The 18,218-nt window shown below is 52.2% G+C and carries 14 protein-coding genes; 13 read left to right on the top strand and 1 reads right to left on the bottom strand.

All coding sequences use genetic code 11. The annotated features are described in order from the left end of the window. The first annotated feature begins 2 nt into the window (after positions 1-2). The 13 genes from ACQG0S_RS23740 to ACQG0S_RS23680 all read left to right on the top strand — a co-directional run bounded on the left by ACQG0S_RS23740 (position 3) and on the right by ACQG0S_RS23680 (position 15,440). Positions 3-407, top strand: a complete 405-nt coding sequence (locus ACQG0S_RS23740; RefSeq protein WP_022649996.1) for a DUF6750 family protein — start codon at positions 3-5, stop codon at positions 405-407. Between the two features lie 183 nt (positions 408-590). Beyond that, entirely contained in the window at positions 591-1,316 is a 726-nt protein-coding gene (locus tag ACQG0S_RS23735) for a hypothetical protein (RefSeq protein WP_063864836.1), read from the top strand. An 86-nt stretch (positions 1,317-1,402) separates the two neighbouring features. Beyond that, positions 1,403-4,456 (top strand): hypothetical protein, encoded by a 3,054-nt coding sequence (locus tag ACQG0S_RS23730; protein WP_022649998.1) that lies wholly within the window; start codon positions 1,403-1,405, stop codon positions 4,454-4,456. Continuing rightward, on the top strand, positions 4,456-5,025 hold the full coding sequence (locus ACQG0S_RS23725) for a hypothetical protein (RefSeq protein ID WP_022649999.1): 570 nt from the start codon (positions 4,456-4,458) through the stop codon (positions 5,023-5,025). Before ACQG0S_RS23730 ends, ACQG0S_RS23725 begins: the two co-directional genes overlap by 1 nt. A 12-nt stretch (positions 5,026-5,037) precedes the next feature. After that, positions 5,038-6,240 (top strand): conjugal transfer protein TraW, encoded by a 1,203-nt coding sequence (traW, locus tag ACQG0S_RS23720; RefSeq protein WP_022650000.1) that lies wholly within the window; start codon positions 5,038-5,040, stop codon positions 6,238-6,240. Then, entirely contained in the window at positions 6,237-6,779 is a 543-nt protein-coding gene (gene traX / locus ACQG0S_RS23715) for a conjugal transfer protein TraX (RefSeq protein ID WP_022650001.1), read from the top strand. The genes traW and traX overlap by 4 nt, the downstream gene beginning before the upstream one ends. A 57-nt stretch (positions 6,780-6,836) precedes the next feature. Further along, complete coding sequence (locus ACQG0S_RS23710) at positions 6,837-8,996, top strand: DotA/TraY family protein (protein WP_022650002.1); 2,160 nt, start codon at positions 6,837-6,839, stop codon at positions 8,994-8,996. 61 nt (positions 8,997-9,057) lie between these two features. Further along, the gene (excA, locus tag ACQG0S_RS23705; RefSeq protein ID WP_022650003.1) at positions 9,058-9,690 is read left to right on the top strand and encodes a plasmid IncI1-type surface exclusion protein ExcA; all 633 of its coding nucleotides are present in this window, start codon (positions 9,058-9,060) and stop codon (positions 9,688-9,690) included. A 320-nt stretch (positions 9,691-10,010) separates the two neighbouring features. Continuing rightward, a complete protein-coding gene (locus tag ACQG0S_RS23700) occupies positions 10,011-11,219 on the top strand; it encodes a hypothetical protein (protein ID WP_022650004.1) in 1,209 nt (402 codons plus the stop codon). After that, the gene (locus tag ACQG0S_RS23695) at positions 11,200-12,456 is read left to right on the top strand and encodes a hypothetical protein (RefSeq protein ID WP_126530067.1); all 1,257 of its coding nucleotides are present in this window, start codon (positions 11,200-11,202) and stop codon (positions 12,454-12,456) included. Before ACQG0S_RS23700 ends, ACQG0S_RS23695 begins: the two co-directional genes overlap by 20 nt. A gap of 3 nt (positions 12,457-12,459) precedes the next feature. Beyond that, positions 12,460-14,760, top strand: coding sequence for an F-type conjugative transfer protein TrbC (gene trbC / locus ACQG0S_RS23690; RefSeq protein WP_022650006.1), 2,301 nt, complete (start codon positions 12,460-12,462; stop codon positions 14,758-14,760). Between the two features lie 73 nt (positions 14,761-14,833). Next, positions 14,834-15,103 (top strand): hypothetical protein, encoded by a 270-nt coding sequence (locus ACQG0S_RS23685; protein WP_022650007.1) that lies wholly within the window; start codon positions 14,834-14,836, stop codon positions 15,101-15,103. A gap of 133 nt (positions 15,104-15,236) precedes the next feature. Next, positions 15,237-15,440 (top strand): hypothetical protein, encoded by a 204-nt coding sequence (locus ACQG0S_RS23680; protein ID WP_123839396.1) that lies wholly within the window; start codon positions 15,237-15,239, stop codon positions 15,438-15,440. Positions 15,441-15,506: 66 nt separating this feature from the next. On the opposite strand, the gene ACQG0S_RS23675 is transcribed toward ACQG0S_RS23680, so the two are convergent. Beyond that, on the bottom strand, positions 15,507-18,206 hold the full coding sequence (locus tag ACQG0S_RS23675) for a relaxase/mobilization nuclease domain-containing protein (protein WP_022650008.1): 2,700 nt from the start codon (positions 18,204-18,206) through the stop codon (positions 15,507-15,509). Positions 18,207-18,218 lie beyond the last annotated feature (12 nt).

Genomic DNA, 18,218 nt, shown 5'->3' with positions numbered 1-18,218 from the left:
CTATGTCACTTTTCCGTGCTATTTCCGCGCGTCTTTATGCCGTCGTTATTTTCTGCCAGCTGACCATGATGCAGTGCCGCGAGCGCATGATTCAGGGGCTGTGTGCTCTGGTCACGTTCCTGTTACCCGGCATGGCCTTCGCTGATGGCGATCTCGCCGATATGTTTGGTAGCGCCGCCTCTGGTGCCAAAAGCGGTAAAACTTCCGGCCTGGAAATTGCCCAGGCGATCGGTGTGTTCATCTTCATCGGTTCCCTGCTGTCCTTCAAAAAAGTGGGCACCAATCCGCAGATCACTGTGGGCCGCTGCTGTGCAGGTCTGGCCATCGGCGCACTACTGGCCGTAGTCCCTGAAATTATGGGACGAACCCAGAAACAGCTCGGTACCAGCTCTGTCAATATCAGCTAACCACAGGAAAGGGTCGGTGTTTACCGACCCTTTCAGGAGAAAACGATGAGCAAAAAGAAAAAGACACCTGACTGTCCATGGCTACATCCGCTTCCGGTTCCTGATGTTGTCCATTCCACAGCCCCTTTACTTCCTCCCCCCGAGAGCGTTTCTGGAGGGCGGTGTTATTGCTGTAGTGCTGACATGAAACATCTGTTTGTGTTACCGGAATCCCTGCCATTATCCCGACTTGCGGAAGACGCGCAGGATGCCAGGACCCGACTTGTCAGAGCGAAAGACACGCTGGCTCAGCTGGAGTCACGTCCCACCCCGCAGGTACCGGTTGAATATGAGAAACACGCCCGGGCTCTGAAAGCTGCCCGGACCGGGATGCAGCACGCATCACTTGCCGCCCGCCGGATTGCTTTGCGACACATCCCCAAAACACTGCTGACCGACACCAGTCTGCTGTCTGACATCGAACATGCTGAATTAGAACGGCTCACGACACCGTTTCACCTCTGTTACCTCTGCCATGCCTGGCATGCCCTCAACGGATTTGCTGCTGCTCAGGGGGTCATGGTCTGGCTACCGGACCTGCACCCACGTAATGTTGTTGCCCTGAACCGAAAAGCCCTGCAGGCCGTCTTCAGCACCAGACCAGGCGAGGTTCGGGAAGGCCGTCGGGTACTGTCGGAACTGACCCGCCATCGTCTTCCTCTGGAAGAACGTTTCGGGGGATGGCGACCAGCTGACTATGCAGATGCGCTTAAACGTTTCCCGCCAGTCATGCGCGATGAAATGCGACAAAAAATGAACGGAGTGGCGTTGATCCTGACACCTGATTCAGTGACGGACAGTGACGTTCTGTCAGGAGCCTCGCAGACAACAATATTATCCTCACAGTCATCTGGTACCACTGTCACGTAAACCTAACGCAAGCCTTATCCCGCAGATGCGCCCACAGAAGCGCCTCGCCCATCAATACACGCCATTCCGGTGGAGTCTTCGCAGCTATGAATATCAACCGCCTTGTCTTCACTATTGAAGACGTTATGAATACCTGTTCCCGTTTCGCCGTCTCTGCTGACTTTGTCGACTACTGCGACATTCGTACGGTGATCGGACTGGACAAACAAGATCTGGAGCTCAGACCCTGGCTGGAAGCCCCTTATATAGGTGTCACCCATCATGGCTATTTCCTTTCTGTATTCGAAATATCCGGGGCATTGCGTGAAATGTCGGAAACAGCCTCAGACGATCATCCGGATGCGTTTGAAGGAATGATCGCGCACCTCGCGTCCACGCTCAGCACCACCTGGAAAAATATCGGCCATAAACTGGCCTTCATTTTCGAACGTGACCCGGAAAAAGGGCGTGACGAAGTCAGCGCCATGATCGCCCCGCAAATGCGTTCAATTCAGCACATCGGCGTCCAGCTGGATGACCTGCTTAATGAGAAGATCAATGTCATTTCTCCGTGGCTTGTTCGTGAGCGCTGCTGGCTTGCCGTCTGGAGCTCTCCGACACTGGTGAGTCATCAGGAACGAACCGATTTTAACGCCACCGTTCGGGCCATTCAGGATAAAGCACCTGTCGCGCGCTTTGGTCAGGAGCCCTGGCGCTGGCAAATGTCTGGTCTGAAGATCCGGCACGACAGCTTTATCACCACTCTTGAAAAAGCACTCGTACGCGGTGGAGACGGCTTGCTTGTCCGCCTGCTTGATGTGCCTGAGTTCTGTAATGAAATCAGACGTGAAACAGCACGCAACAGCACATCGGCCGCATGGCGCCCGGCATTACCGGGGAAGGCTGCGCCAGCGGGTGCGCTTCAGGAGGGCGACGCTACAGCACTGCTAGCTCCCTTCCTGAATCTTCAGGTATTTGGTTGTACGCCAGAAACAGAAGGTAATCTGGTGCATGCAGGGGGGCTGTGGCACGGCATGGTGGCCATAACACTTCCGCCTCAGCATCCCCGCCCCTTCAATGAGCTTGTGAAATTGGTTCCACGTTCCGTTCCCTGGCGCATACGAATCGACATCATGCCTGGCGGGATGAAAGCGCTGGGCTGGAAAAAGACTATTTCATCATTTGGACAATTTATTCCCTCTATTCGCCCACTTTACGACGCTTTCACACAGCTGGCTGCAACGGATGAACGCGATCCGGTCTGCGTGATGACCATTGTGGCGTCCACCTGGGGGCATACCCGGGAAATATGCTCCCGTAATCAGATGCTGCTTGAATCAGCGTTGCAGGGTTGGGGAGTCTGTAACACGACCACCACATTCGGTGATCCTCGCAGGGGATGGGTCAACAGTATGCTGGCCGCGTCAGCGGGCTCCGGCCCTGTTCCGCTTTACCCGCCACTCTCCCATGCGCTATCGATGTTGCCCTTCAACCGACCAGGTACCGTCTGGCGAGGGGAAGGCAACCTGATGCTGCACACGGAAGACGGATGCGCCTGGGAAGTCGGGCTGGGGTCTTCTCGACAGAACAAGCATACCGAACTTGCCCCTGGCGATTCGGGTCTGGGTAAATCGGTACTGATTAATACCCTGACGGAAATACAGGTATCTTCCGCCCAGGTTTCGCTTCCTTATGTGGCTCACATTGATAAAGGATTCAGCGCGATGGGGTTAATCCAGCTGATACGTGACAGTCTGCCAGAAGAGAGAAAGGACGAAGCAGTCGGCATCATACTCAGCAACGACCCGTCTAAGTCACGCAATGTCTTCGACATCCTGTACGGCGCTCGTAAGCCAGTGACACCAGAGAAGCAATTTATCGCGTCCATGTTGACGGCCTTCTGTATCGAACCGGATAAAGGGACCCCGCCTAACCCTACAGATACCCGGCAAATAGTGAATCGCCTGATTGATCTGGCGTATGACATGCGTAGTGGTATTGAGCCAAACATGTTCCGTTCAAACGTAGAGCCAGAAGTGGATGCGGCACTGGAGTCATCCGGTTTGTGGGGTGAGCACGATCCGGAGTGGTGGACCGCGACACCATGGTACGAAGTACGTGACCTCCTGCATGAACGTGGACAGTTATCTGCAGCTCAGCGGGCACACTACCAGGCGGTACCAGAACTTGCTGATATGCCCGCGCTACTACGCAGTGAGGTTATTCAGGAGACTTTTGGCCGAATACAGCGTAACGGCTCACAGGAGCCCCTGGTGGAGTACATTGAGCGCTGCATGATTCAGGCCCGACAGGACTACCCGATGATGGCCAGTCGGACTCGTTTTGCGCTGAACCCGAACACACGCATTATTGCCGTAGACTTAAACAACGTAGCCGGCGATAAGACCCCGGCAGGCAGACTGAAAACCGGCATCATGTTCCTCTTTGCTGGCCACATCACTGCGGGTGATTTTTTGCTGCCGCAGTATCAGGATGAGGTAATGCAAATACTGCCGGAAGCCTACCTCCCGGGCATTATGCGACGCATCAACCAGCTCGATAGTGAAATGAAAACCAAAATCTATGACGAACTGCACAACGTCAAAGGCATTGATTTCATCTTCGAAGCACTGGATACGCAGGATCGTGAACAACGTAAGTTTGGTATCCGCACGGTGCTGAGTACCCAGTTCCTTACCGACTATCCGAAAAGCCTGCTCGACTCTGCCAACACCCTCTGGCTGCTGCGCTTCCGCCAGGAAGATATTCCACTTTTACGGGACAGTTTTAAGATCCCCGAACACAATCTTCATGCATTCCTGCGTATGCCAGCTGGTCCGGCTGCAGACGGTAGTGGCGTACCGATGCTATGTATGATGCGCACAACCCAGGGGACGCTGGCACGGATTGTCCGGTTTACGCTCGGACCGCTGGAGCTGTGGTCGCTTAACTCAGACAAAAAAGACGGCGCGCTACGCAGAAATCTCTCGGATACGATCGGTACTGCCCGTGCCCGTCAGTTACTGGCGGAGAAGTTCCCTCGCGGATCCGCAAAAAAACTCATTGAGTACAGGGAGCGTAACAGTGGCGCCCGTGGTGATAAGGGCGTCATCGAATTGATGGCAGACGAAATGATAAATGAGCTGGGGTATGACCTTTGATGTGTTCCATCCACCTGACGCCACGCTGTCGCCGCCCGGTAAAGGGCCAGGTCAGTCTTTCCCGCCTGGTGATCGATGCCGACGGCGTGGAGTTCGTCCTGCCGTCCCGGCACTTCCGTACAGACAGTGCAGTGAACTCCCGGGCGGTATACGCGACCGATCGCCGGGCAACGCAAGAGGCCTGTGGCGTGCTTCTTTCACTCAAAGCGCGACCACGCCAGCTGGTCACAACAGCCATCTGGCAGGTCAATGAGCCAGGCGAACCGGTGCGGGAATCGCGTCATGTGGTCCAGTGGTTGCTACCTGAAAATACAGGGGCGGTGTTAACTGATGATACCTGGTTATGGCCGGAGGGGGCAGATACCCCACAACTCAGCTCGGGAGACTGGCCGGTACTGGATATCACCCCTCCAGCTCATGCAAGAATCACGCGTCGTGGGCTGACAATCATAGACACCCGCAGCCGGGAAGGACGTATCAGCAGACGCTTTCAGACCTTCCCTCTGGTCGCCCTCGCCCCCGGCACACAGTCAACCCGCCTTCCCGGCGTGTTTACCCCGCTCAAATAAACGGAGAATCTCATGCTACAACGTCATCTCCCCGCGCTGGCGCTGGCCATCGCGTCCAGCCTTCCCACTGTTGCCAGTGCTTTAACGGTCAACGTGAACTCCAGCGTTCCGATCACGACTCAGGTTCTGCCTGAGATGGCCACCATCCAGGCAACTCTGGTCGAAATACTACAGATGCAACAGGCAACCGGCACAGCCATCACACAGAACGCCGACAAGCTCGGCGCCCTGATTAATCAGGATGGGCAGGCTACTCGTCAGCAAATGATTTTCAATAATGAAACCCAACGTCTGGAGGAGGCACGGCAGAGTTTTTCGGTACCGGATTCGATCTGTAGTGATTCCGCATCCGGTGTGGCAGCACAAAGTAAAAGTGCATCAGGCAGCGCCGCGTCAAAACTCTCATCAGGCAAAGGTGTTTCCAGTTCAGCGGTGCGGAAGAGGATTTCTACAGCATCGGAAGAACAGGCCCGCGACGCTTATGACGGTGCGAACGTACATGCCGCGTACTGTACGGCAGCAGAATATGAACGCTTTGGCGGAACCGGTATCTGCCCTGCCGTCAGTAATTTGCCCGGAGGTGACAGTCAGGTACGCTCCATCTATGGCGGCGCGGGACCTGAAGGGCAGGCACCGGCACTTTCCTGGTCACAGGAACAGATTGATGCCGCTATGGCCTACATGAAAAACACGGCTCGACCTTCAGCAGGCCGCACGCCAGGCAAAGGTGAAGTCAACACTGTTACCGGTCGTACGTATGTAGGGTTGCTCAACGAGTACAACGGTATCATCGATGCCGCGTCTGAACCTCAGCTCTCGCTGATTGCCGACAGTAAGACCAGTGAAACCACCCGTGATGCCCTGAAAGAAGCACTGCAGTCACCTTCCGCAGCGCAGTATTTTGACAATGTGGCTTCGCCGGAGGCGAAGGCGAAGGGCTACATGAGCCAGCGAGAATTTGAATCGTTTGAGGCCGGACGTCGATATGCCAACACAGCCTATCTCTCCGACCTGCAGCAAATGGACGGAGATAACCTTATGCGCGAACTCATCCGAACTACGGCACAGATGAACTGGCAACTTAACGACATTAAAGAGTTGCTGCGCAAAGGGAACGTGATCGACGGCCAGCTACTCGCCGCCTTTGCCCGCCAGTCCTACGCCCCACGTCTGAAACAACTCGAATCAGCCATGAACCAGGGAGCTGCCAAATGACACTGGAAAAAACAGTCGCACGGAAAAAAGGACTACCTGGACGTATTACCCGGGGACTGCTGAGCATATTTCTGCCATTGCAGGAAACGAAGTGGTATTTGCGGGCTGCCCGGCACATGACATCACGAAATATTGAGCGAATGCGTGATGCTTTTCCGGAGCTCATTACTGACGACAAACCGCCGGCTTCTCCTGACTGGGAAAAAGCCGTTGCGGAATCAGGTTGTACCCCCGCACAGTTGGATGAGGGGTATGTGAGCCAGCGCAGGCGCTGGCGAGTGCTGTTCTGGCTTATGGCCATACCGGTTCCGCTTGCAGCACTGACACCATTCATTATTGGTGGGAGTATCTCCGCGCACCAGATCAGCACCTGTGTGGTGCTGTTTTCCGGTGCTGGCGTGGCATGGTCAAAAGCGCTAATCGTAACCTACCGACTGTGGCAGTTACGCAACCGTCGCGTAAGTCTTGCTGAAAGAGGCACCTTTCAGCATTTCATGGCGGAAACCCATGCCGTACGAGATGCCATTCTCGGGAAATAGCTGCCCTTCTCTGCCTCCTGCCGACATCCCGGCATTCATGCATTATCCGGAGTTACCGTGAAAAATCTCATTCGTGCGCTTTGTGCAGGGCTGCTTATCTCTGTTACCCCGGCACGCGCAGGTGTCACTTACGATGACATAGTCTCTGCTGCAACCAATGCACAGGACCTCTCCCGACAGGCACTGGTCACTATCTTCGGCGATGTGGTGCTGGACCCTCTCGCCGCCGGCAATACCACGATGATCGGGAATCTGTTTGCTCTGTTTAACGGAATTATCGCCGTCCTTGCCGTCGTCTGGTTTGTATTTATTGGTCTGAAGCACATTAATAAAACGGGGCATCAGGGCAAGGTATTCAGCGGGGATCGCGATATCACCAGCACACTGAGCACAGTGTCAGGATTTTTGATGATTATCCCGACCGCCAATGGCTGGAGCATGTCCCAGCTCATAATTCTCTGGGGCGCGTCGATTATGGGCGTAGGTTCTGCCAACCTGATGGTGTCCAAAGCAGCCAGTGATATTGCCAGCGGCTACTCCCTGACTGTCCAGCCCACACAGGCTTCGACCCGAACTTCTGCACGCGGTATTTTTGAGATGCAGCTTTGTAAATATGCCATCAATACTGCGCTGGACGATTACAACAGCACGGCAAATTCGACCACAGCCAGAATGGCAGGGGTATCCGGTTCTTCTGGAGGGAATTATACCTACCGGGTCACCAACGGCAGCGGTGTGTGCGGCACGGCGACGATACCGGAACAACAGAAATCGGACTCCTCGTCTGGTTCCGGAAGCTTCTTTAACCCCTTCAGTAACCGCGATACAAGTGAAGTGGTGGATGCGCAAAACAAAGCTATGGAAGCAATGATCCAGGATATGGACAGCGCGGCCAGCGAGTTTATGGCAGGGTTTATGAATAAACGAACAACCGGCAACGGCACACTCCCGGATATTGAAACCCGCATTCAGAGAGCAGCCAGTACGTACGAACAAACTGTTCAGCACGCACTACCGGCGCAGAGTGAACAAAATGGCATACAGGATGCTGTCAGGAATTACCTCGACACTTATGGTTGGGCGGCTCTCGGTGCCTGGTACCAGACTTTTGCAACGGCCAATCAACGCCTGACAGAAGTTGCCAGTCGCGCGCCGGCAACCAGTGGGATGTCATCCCTTGGGGAAATTGGCAGCGGAGACCTGTTCAGTGCGGTAATGAGCGCCTACCGTACCCAGTTACAAAACTCTAATTATGCACCTCCAGCAGGTACAGCAACATCACAAAACGAGTTAAGTGCTTCTGAAGGTAATGACCCAAATAGCATATTAATGAACTCGTTCGCTCCATTTTTCGTCAGTTTAACCAGCAACATCGCAACAAATTATAGTGGGACAGGAACCTCAACAGGGCAGGTAAACCCATTAGTTAAAATGAAAAATGTTGGAGATTACACGCTGGTTGCAGCGGAGGGAACTTTAACAGCATACACGGTCATACGGGCTGCTGTTGCGGGTGGAGAGTCATCCCTTCTCGGGAAGGTTGTCAATATGACAGGAGCAATTAGCGCTGTAGATAAAGGGCTTGATGCCATTTCGCCAGCAGTATATTTCTTGTTACTACTTATGTTTAGCGCTGGATTTACACTTTCAATCTATTTGCCATTTATTCCGTTTATCTTCTGGATGACTGGTATTGGTAACTGGATTGTCAGTGTTCTAGTAGGTTGCGCTGCGGGACCTCTATGGGGGGCAACTCACCTAGGTACGTCTCAGGATCGAGGCAGTCGTGCGGCTTATGGTTACATTTACTTTATAGATACCATGATTCGTCCCGCACTTATGGTTTTTGGATTTTTCTTTGCATCTGTTGCGATTGTTGCTACTGGCACTATCCTTCATGCACTTTTTGGTGTCGCACTGGTCAATGTTCAAGCCAACTCGTTAACAGGTTTATTCAGCATGGCTGGTTTTTTAATGATCTATGCTCGAATTTGCACGACACTGGTATCTAGCATATTTGCCTTACAGGCATATTTACCTGACTACGTCATTTCGTTCCTTGGCGGTAGAGATGCAGCAAATACTCTTGGAAGCATGGCTGGTTCTGTCAAAGATATGTTCGTAGCCGGTGGGAGGAATATACGGCATACCCCTGGCGTTAATACGAAGGGTATGAATGGTCCAGGGGAAACAAATAATGATGGAATAAAAAGTTGAGATGTGGACATCTATCCAGTAGTGCTATAACATTGAGTGAAATACCTAAGGAGGGTTTACTGTGAAAGATAGATTCCCTAAGTGGTGGGTTTTATACTCTGTTGCAAAGTCTTTATTTTTAAAGTTCGGTATAATCTCTTTCTTGCTGATTTTTTTTCTATGCTCCATTTCAATCATCATGGATGAGTACGTACGCCCGGAGGCATATCTATACGCCATAACAAGTTGCTTACTGTTATTCGGTCCATTTGCCATCAATTATGTTATAGCCAAGAAACGCAAAAAAAAGATCCTTGCTGTTGTTGAGAAAATCAAGGAGACGGGTCATTTCAAACCGGAAAGCGGTTCTGAGGGCTGGCTCTTCTGGAAAAGTACCTACCTGGGTTTCGACTTTCAGCAAGGAACCTTTTTGTACGTCCGAATCTACCCGGGCAATGTCATGGATGTCATTGGCTTCGATGCTTACAGCCTGACACGTACAGAGGTTGAAGATTCAAAGTTGCGTCTCTTCACAAGGTTCACATCATTGCCGATGATTCCTATCGATACCGGTGCTGCATCCAGTATTGCTAACCATCTGCATGCAATGAACAACAAAGGATACACCTATAACTTCAACTTTAACGATGTCGTGAATAAAAAACGTGCCGAGATCGAATCTCTGACAGGGCTACCTGTTCCCGTTCTTGCCTGAAACACATCCAATACCCTCCAATAAATAGCCGGTTTAATTGCCGGCTATTTTCATTGATTTCATTAACGCAGATCATCGCTCTGAAAATTCACTTTAAAACAGATGATGATAATAAAAACCACAACCCATCTTATTAATGACCCTCACTAAAACAAAGGAGATCCGTATCAGATCCTCAACAATCTAATATTTGACCAATCAATATAATTTCACCTGCCGTTATCACCAGTAAATACGCTTGCTAACTTTTCGTAAGCTCGGGCTCTGCTGCCCTCTTTTATTCAGTTAGTCTTCATCGTTTTTATTTAGGGAGCTTTTCCATGACATCCGCTCGCGCGGGAACGACTGATCCGCTTGAATTTCTTGGAGCCCTCGCCATCCTGGGCATTATGCTTCTGCTTGTTGCATGGCTGTTCTTGCCTGAGTTTGTGTACTGGTCATGTTTCATTTTGCATACCCTGTGGGGCATGGCTGATTTTGGCCCCTTCCACACCTGGGCCGCACCGCGTTATAACCTGCTGGCCGTCACCGCCAACAATGCCGAAAACATCACTTACGATCAGTGGATCAACGTGATGAAGCAAACGACGGTGATCCTGATGATATTCCTCATTCCCCTGTCTACCGCTTCGCTGTGGAGCTGGTTATGCCATCCTGCACGAAACTGGCAAACGCGACGGGTACTCAATATCAGCACGCTGCCCTTCGCTATGGAAACCATTTCTCCTGCAATTGCCCCCATTCTTAATGAGGGGAATTCCAGTCGCCTGTTGCTTGATAAACGTCGTCAAGAAAGACGTCCGGCACAAAGCCCTGAGGGTTTCGCTGAAGAGCATGAACTCATCAGTAATATGCAGCTCGATGTTGCCCGCTGCAGGGCTGTTTTTATGGCCCAACTGGGGCGTCCACTTAATGGATGGAAAAGTCTCGCCCCTCATGAAAAGGCATTATTCGCAATATTCGGCCTTCAGTTTTTCCTGGACGACCGACCGGCCGCACGTCAATTAATGGATGCCCTGAACCGCTCCTGTCGGATAAAAAGCCGCCGTGATAAGGGGAAATTCTCAGTTCCGGTCTATGCGCTGGCGAGAACCGCTTTTAAGCGCGTCATCCAGAGCGAAGGCGCGAAACAGTGGTTGCGTGAGCACCGTTACGTCAGAAGTGGTCTGGTCTGGCTGTACGCACATGATTTACGGCTGACACCACCTAACTGGCTATGGCTAAAGGGGGTAGACCGCCCACTCTTCTATGCCCTGCACCGGGCAAACACCACCAAAGGATTTATTGAAGGTGCAGGTATCGTCGCCGTCGCCCGCACCGAGAGTGAGGCTATCCGACTTGGCCTCCCCTGCCCGCAAGCCTGCGTCGATGAAGCCATTGAGGGATTGCGCATCGATATGCTGTCCCTGGGGCTAATCTGGAACGAACCTCAGCCAGACCGCGACCGCAAGCGTCGCATCCGGACCAACTGGTCACTCACGGAAGACGTCATCACTCGCCCGGGTGACGATGACGATCTCATCTTCTGAAATTTCGCTCATTTCTGACGCTAATTATCTTACTGTCTACTGGAGTCTCATTATGTCGCTGGAAAGCACCTACACCACCTTTCGTTGTAACGACACCATTGTGGTTTTACATCAACACGGACATGGTGTTCCTCAGGCTCTGTTCACCTTTCGTGAGCCTCAGCGTATGGCCATCCACGATAAAAAGCTCATCGCTTTTTATCCATATTCAGCAGAAGCCGTGACACTTCTTGATGACCCGATGCACGATGCAGCGGAAGTCTTCAACACCATAGCGCGACACCTCAAAACCCAGAGTAAGGCAATAATGAAACGCCGTATGAAGTCCCTTGCCCTGTTTGTGAGCGGCGCGCTGATAGCATCTTCGTTATGGCTCCTGGGTACGGACAACCATTTCTCACTCAATGTGGGAAACCAGACACTGACTATCCCGGCAGAACCAGGCGCAATCGCACCGGCCCGGCCGCGGCAGACTGCCGCTGTTCAGGAGCCAGCCAACCCGGCGGCAGGCAATACAGTCATTCAGGCTGCCCAGGCTGAATCCGACAACATGCAGAATATTATGAAGGAAAGTCATAAATCCTTACCGGCTTCGCCTTCTGAAGCCCTGAAAACAGCACCGGCAGCGGTAACGTCAACCACATCAGTAAAAAAAGAAGCGACGGAACAGTCAGCGCGACAGAAGATGGTGGAAATACTGAAGCGCAGTACCGATCGAGGTCTGTTCACCATCCAGCTCTCAACCGGGCATGAGCGTACGCTGTATGCATTCCTCGATCCAACCTGTGCGGTCTGCAGAAGTATGGAGCCGGCAATCGAACAGCTGGCGCAGCGTTACAACGTTGTTGTATTCCCTGTATCAGTCGTGAATGACGGCGGCGATGCTGTAGAGAAGATCATTCCGGTTTTATGCGAGAAGGACCAGACAGCTCGTGCTGTTGCATGGAGTGTTCTTTTCCGACCGGACGCAGGTATGCTGGTTCCGGGACAGACAACACCTCCACAGGTGAGCTCAGACTGTTCCGCGTCGGCTCAGGCCGTAGTAGCCGTAAACGATACTGGCTTCCGCACCTTTGGTTTTTCAGGTACGCCGACAGTGCTGACTGACACGGGCATTCGCCTGGCAACGGGCATGCTGACCGCGCCGGATAAAATTGATCACTTCCTGAAAATTACAGATCCAATGTCACCAGAACAGGTCGACCGCTTTGTGAGTTCCCTCAGTATCCAGGAGTAAACCATGAATTATACGCCCGTTAACCAGGCGCTCATGAAGCGCAATGCCTGGAACTCCCCTGTTCTTGAGCTTTTGCGCGACCACCTGCTGTATGCCGGAATTATGGCAGGAAGTGTGGTGGCGGGGTTTATCTGGCCACTCGCCATACCGCTTTTGCTTTTGCTGGCCATCGTGGCCAGCATCAGCTTTGGAACACACCGCTGGCGTATGCCCATGCGAATGCCTGTCCACCTGAATAAAGTAGACCCCTCTGAAGACCGGAAGGTACGACGCAGCCTGTTCAGAAGGTTTCCCTCACTGTTTCAGTATGAAACAACGCAGGAAAGTAAAGGTAAGGGAATATTCTATCTCGGCTACAGGCGAATGAATGATATCGGTCGCGAACTCTGGCTCACCATTGATGACCTGACCCGTCATGTGATGTTCTTTGCCTCGACCGGTGGAGGGAAAACCGAAACCATCTATGCGTGGATGCTCAATTCATTTTGCTGGGGTCGGGGCTTCACCTTTGTTGACGGTAAGGCGCAGAACGACACGGCGCGCACCTGCTACTACCTGGCCCGCCGCTTTGGGCGTGAGGATGATGTGGAATACATCAACTTCATGAATAGCGGCATGTCCCGCAGTGAGATGATCCACAACGGTGATAAAAGTCGGCCACAGTCTCACCAGTGGAACCCCTTCTGCTATAGCACTGAGGCCTTTGTTGCTGAGACGATGCAATCAATGCTGCCGACCAACGTACAGGGGGGAGAATGGCAGTCCAGAGCAATTGCAATGAACAAGGCGCTGGTTTTTGGCACAAAGTTCTATTGCGTCCGTGAAAACAAAACCATGTCGTTGCAGCTGCTGCGCGAGTTTATGCCACTGGAGAAACTGGCAGAGCTTTACTGCCGTGCCATAGACGATCAATGGCCAGAGGAAGCTGTCTCTCCGCTCTATAATTATCTGGTAGACGTACCGGGTTTCGATATGGCCACCGTTCGCCAGCCTTCAGCCTGGACAGAAGAGCCGCGCAAGCAGCACAGCTACCTGACTGGGCAGTTTCTGGAAACCTTCAACACATTTACGGAAACGTTCGGTAATATCTTCGCTGAGGATGCCGGTGACATTGATATTCGCGACAGCATTCACAGCGACCGGATACTCCTGGTCCTTATCCCGGCAATGAACACCTCTCAGCACACAACCTCTGCACTGGGGAGAATGTTTGTTACCCAGCAGAGCATGATACTGGCCCGGGACCTGGGACATCGTCTGGAAGGGCTAGATTCCGAAGCTCTCGAAATCACCAAATACAAAGGCCCCTTCCCCTACATGAACTATCTCGACGAGGTGGGAGCCTATTATACCGAGCGTATTGCCGTTCAGGCCACACAGGTACGTTCCCTGGACTTTTCTATCGTCATGATGAGCCAGGACCAGGAGCGCATTGAAAGCCAGACCTCAGCCACAAACGTTGCCACCCTGATGCAAAACGCCGGCACTAAGGTTGCGGGTAAAATCGTAAGTGATGATAAAACGGCAAAGACAATCACTAATGCCGCAGGACAGGAAGCCCGGGCGAACATGGTCAGCCTGCAACGGCGTGACGGTATCATTGGTACCTCCTGGATCGATGGCGACCACATCAATATTCAGATGGAGAACAAAATCAATGTGCAGGATCTGATTAAATTGCAGCCAGGTGAGAACTACACGGTGTTTCAGGGCGATCCGGTTCCGGGAGCATCCTTCTACATCGAGCCGCAGGACAAAACGTGCAATGCACCCGTCATTATCAACCGATACATCACGATTAACCCACCGAACCTTAAGCAACTACGTAAACTTGTTCCACGAACAGCGCAGCGACGTCTTCCTGCTCCGGAGAACGTCAGCAAAATCATTGGTGTTCTGACAGAAAAGCCCTCGCGTCGGCGTAAAGCGGCAAAAGCTGAACCCTGGAAGATAATCGATACCTTTCAGCAGCGTCTGGCCAATCGCCAGGAAGCGCATAATCTGATGACTGAATATGATACGGACCACCGTGGACGGGAAGAAAACCTCTGGGAAGAAGCGCTGGAGGTAATCAGAACAACCACTATGGCAGAACGTACAATACGGTACATCACGCTTAATAAGCCTGAATCGGAACCGACGCAAGTAAGCGCTGAAGAAATTCAGCTCGCACCAGATGCGATACTGAGAACGCTGACACTCCCGCAGCCGGCTTATATTCCTCCTTCCAGATATCGAAACGAGCCATTTATCTCCCCGAAACTGCCTGATTCACCACATCCGGATATGGAGTGGCCAGAGTGATAGTTCAAAAAAATTGTCTTGTTTCAGGAACAGCTGCCGATAAACAAAATGATATAGAAATGAAGGAAATGAAATGAAGAAACTACTATTTGCCGCCCTCTTTGGTTTTTCATGCGTTGCCGCTGCAGCGCCCCAGCCCGTTATCGACACCGATGCCGTGGCGCAGCTGACTGAAATCCGTAACATCCTCCTCACGAACCAGCAGAAGGTGTACGCCTGCTCCGATGGCGAGAAGCTTTATACTGTTGGGTTGCAGATAAAACACGATGGTTCTGAATACAAATGTGTTTTAAAGAAAGACCATGCTGAATGGGAATTAGTCCCACGCATCGCATTCAACTAAATAAGGCCGCGAAAGCGGCCTTTTTTTTGACCTGATTATGCTACCCTCCGGATTGGGCACAGATTCACACTATCCCGTTCTGCTGGCAGTACGAGAAATTGATAAGTATGATTGATAAAACAGGGGGCAGAGAATGAACATTCCTAAACAGACACTGGTTTTATCTATTGCAGGTTGCTCACTTCAGTTATTCTTTATTTTCGCTTCTTTCATAGGTGCTGATGATAGTTTTGCTGTCTTCTGGACATCATGCGGCTTTGCCTATGTATTGCTTGCGTTCCATGTAGTCACGGGCGTTGTCGCTTGTTATGACATAAAACATCCTCTAAAAGTTTAAAAGGCCGCATTTGCGGCCTTTTTTATTTCTTATCTGCGGGCTAAATTCCATCTGGTCCCCGAATGCTTATAACGGTGAAGGTGGTTTCCAGTTTGGTCCTGACTCATTGCGCACAGCTTCTGTATTACTCCCCTGATTCGTCATTTCAGCAAAGCGCATCTCGCTTTCAACACGCACCTGGTCGACCTCCGGTCGCGAGATCTGGTATTCACCTTCATCACGGTGGTTCACATTGTGCCATGCCACCATTTTGGCAAAAGCTGTATTGAACTGTTCATTATTCCCTTCCGGAGCCATCGCGACGCTCGGAGAACGGCTGAAGAGAACCGGCGCGACTTTGACCATATCCCGCTTAAGCGCATCGTAATCGCCACTGTTCCGGAAAATAACCCTGTCGCCATAGTCGGTACAAATATGGCGGCCTGTCTCCGGATCGCGGAACTGGACGCGACCGTTCTTCTTCAGTGAAGCCCGCAGGCCAGGAACACCGGAATACATCGGCGTTCCGCCTGGCTCACAGATAACGACACATCGGTTGTCTGTTGTAGATTTCACCGCATTACCACGACGATCCCTGTAATCCCATCCTCTCAGCTGCGATATCGCAGCCTTGTCACCTTTCACCGCTTCAGCTTCAACCCACTGCCGGTAAGACGGCGGATACCATTTCCCCTGCCCGATAAGCTCAGCTCGTTCAGCCTTCATGGTTTCTTTCAGCGCAATCAGTGCCTGCATGCGCTGAAGCTCTGCAATATGATAATGCAGCTTCCTCACCAGAGGGTCACGATGTTCGATACGGATGCGCGCTTTACGTATCCTGCATTCGTCATGAATCGCCTGGTAACGTTCACGGCCATGCAAATCAGGGCGCTGCCAGTTAGCCCGCCAGGCTGCATAACGGGCTTTCAGATCTTCTCGCGCAGCTGCGCGCGCTTCGCGACGCTGGCGACGCAATTCAGGATCACGCTTCATACCCGGAATATCGCGGTCGCTCACGGCCAGTTCCGGATTGTAACGGCTGGCCGGCTTAACACGTTCAAAGATGTCTGCCGGCACCGAAACAAACGAACCAGCATGGGGTTCCGCACGCGCAAGCGTCAGATCAGGATGAACGTGGCTGGCCTTTACAGGGGTCTGTTCGTGATTGTAAGCGTCCATCACAACCAGGCCCTGCTGCTCGCGCATCAGCAACAGCCCCTGACGCGCCAGTAGCTCATGACAGCGTTCCCAGGTAAATTCACCACTACCGATAAGCGACTCAATGTCCTGACGGCAGTGTGAAACCGCATAGCCCCAGAGGCTTTCCTTATCAGAGAAAATCTCACGTTTCAGCGCCCCCTGCGGGCCCGAACCTGTTCGCAGTTTTCGCCATTCCCGGTCGGATACTGGGGTGGCTTCCAGACTGCCGCCGGTGAACTGTTCCGCAGGGGGAACCTGCTGGAAAATGTCTTTCGGTACCGGCTGCCAGCCTCCTTTATACGAGTCCAGAATAGCCTTCGTTAGCGCAGGCCACACACGTTCCGCCCTGACAGGTGTACGCGTTGAGTCATACCCGTCACAGATAACCAGACGGTCATGCTGTTCTTTCAGATACAGTCCAGACTGTGCCAGAAGCGTATGCACTGACTGTATGGTTCGCTGCGTTGGATCCTGATCAAGTGCAATCAGCGGCGCCCGTAAACGTGCGATCGCATAGTCCGATAAGGATTCTTTCTCTGTCATCCGTTCAGGGCGAGACGGCATAATAATCTTGTCTGGTTCATAGCGGCCGACAGCCGGAACTTGCGAGAAAATGTCCTGTACAGGAGGAACAAACTCACCCAGTTTACGAATAAGTTTATCGGTATCAAAGGCGTGTCCAAACGCAGAAAGCGTAACGCCAGGACGTTCACTGTCCCAGCCATCCTTCACTTTTAGCTCGCCGCTCTCCTTTGTCAGGAACAGGCCTTCTTTCGCAAAACGCTGATGGAGAGAAGACCAGTCGGTCACCGGTGACTCCCGTAAACCAGCTATTGCCGTGTCAGCGATATATTCTCTCAGGCTCTGATTACGGCCACGTTTCCAGGCACTTTGACGATCGCGTTCAACAGAGGTACGACGAACAATACGATTATCAGGGGCAATCACATAGCAGCCATTGTCAGGTGAAAACCCATGTTTGAGCTCCAGTTCACGACAGGCCTTACTCAGTTTTTCCTGGCTGTAAGCAAGACGGTTAAGATAACCAGTCTCCGGATGTACGCGATTTACAGCGATGTGAACGTGGAGGTTATCCGTGTCAGTGTGAACGGCAGCAACGAACTGATGGCCCGCTAAACCGAGACGGGAAAGTGTATGGCTGACCGAATCGTAAATCTGTTCAGGGCGCGGACTTTCGTGCGACTGCCAGCTCAGAATATAGTGGAATACAGGGTCGCTTTTGTTATGGGCAAACTTCGTTTTACGTGCGGAGAACTCCATTTCTTCAGCTGCACTTTCAATTGATGTGCAATTGTGGAAACAGGTCACACCGTAAAAATTCACCCATTCCCCGCCGTCAGGCATCACGTCAACCAGCGAGATAAACGACTCATCACGCAGTTTAGTAGCGTAGTCAACCAGACGGGAAAAGCGGCTGCTGTGCGGCATTTCTGGCTTTGTTCCGGAAGCTCTAACGGCTTCCATTAAATCATCATCGCGCGGCTCATCACGAACAGAAACGTACGAAACCAGGTCCCCAAAGGAGGACTTGCCGTCTTGTCGTTTCGGTGGAATAACCGGGATCATGATGTTGTTCTT

Origin of the sequence: Enterobacter cloacae complex sp. 418I7, from assembly GCF_050030705.1 — a bacterium.
Classification (GTDB): Bacteria; Pseudomonadota; Gammaproteobacteria; order Enterobacterales; family Enterobacteriaceae; genus Enterobacter; species Enterobacter intestinihominis.
Note: the sequence above shows the minus strand (reverse complement) of the source record. Positions and strands in the feature narration are given on the sequence as shown.

Excerpts from the sequence above, each read along its gene's own strand:
- traW (WP_022650000.1), top strand. The coding sequence starts at position 5,038 with ATGCTACAACGTCATCTCCCCGCGCTGGCGCTGGCCATCGCGTCCAGC.
- trbC (WP_022650006.1), top strand. The coding sequence starts at position 12,460 with ATGAATTATACGCCCGTTAACCAGGCGCTCATGAAGCGCAATGCCTGG.
- ACQG0S_RS23685 (WP_022650007.1), top strand. The coding sequence starts at position 14,834 with ATGAAGAAACTACTATTTGCCGCCCTCTTTGGTTTTTCATGCGTTGCC.
- ACQG0S_RS23700 (WP_022650004.1), top strand. The coding sequence starts at position 10,011 with ATGACATCCGCTCGCGCGGGAACGACTGATCCGCTTGAATTTCTTGGA.
- ACQG0S_RS23680 (WP_123839396.1), top strand. The coding sequence starts at position 15,237 with ATGAACATTCCTAAACAGACACTGGTTTTATCTATTGCAGGTTGCTCA.
- traX (WP_022650001.1), top strand. The coding sequence starts at position 6,237 with ATGACACTGGAAAAAACAGTCGCACGGAAAAAAGGACTACCTGGACGT.
- ACQG0S_RS23735 (WP_063864836.1), top strand. The coding sequence starts at position 591 with ATGAAACATCTGTTTGTGTTACCGGAATCCCTGCCATTATCCCGACTT.
- ACQG0S_RS23675 (WP_022650008.1), bottom strand. The coding sequence starts at position 18,206 with ATGATCCCGGTTATTCCACCGAAACGACAAGACGGCAAGTCCTCCTTT.
- ACQG0S_RS23740 (WP_022649996.1), top strand. The coding sequence starts at position 3 with ATGTCACTTTTCCGTGCTATTTCCGCGCGTCTTTATGCCGTCGTTATT.
- ACQG0S_RS23725 (WP_022649999.1), top strand. The coding sequence starts at position 4,456 with ATGTGTTCCATCCACCTGACGCCACGCTGTCGCCGCCCGGTAAAGGGC.
- ACQG0S_RS23695 (WP_126530067.1), top strand. The coding sequence starts at position 11,200 with ATGACGATCTCATCTTCTGAAATTTCGCTCATTTCTGACGCTAATTAT.
- ACQG0S_RS23730 (WP_022649998.1), top strand. The coding sequence starts at position 1,403 with ATGAATATCAACCGCCTTGTCTTCACTATTGAAGACGTTATGAATACC.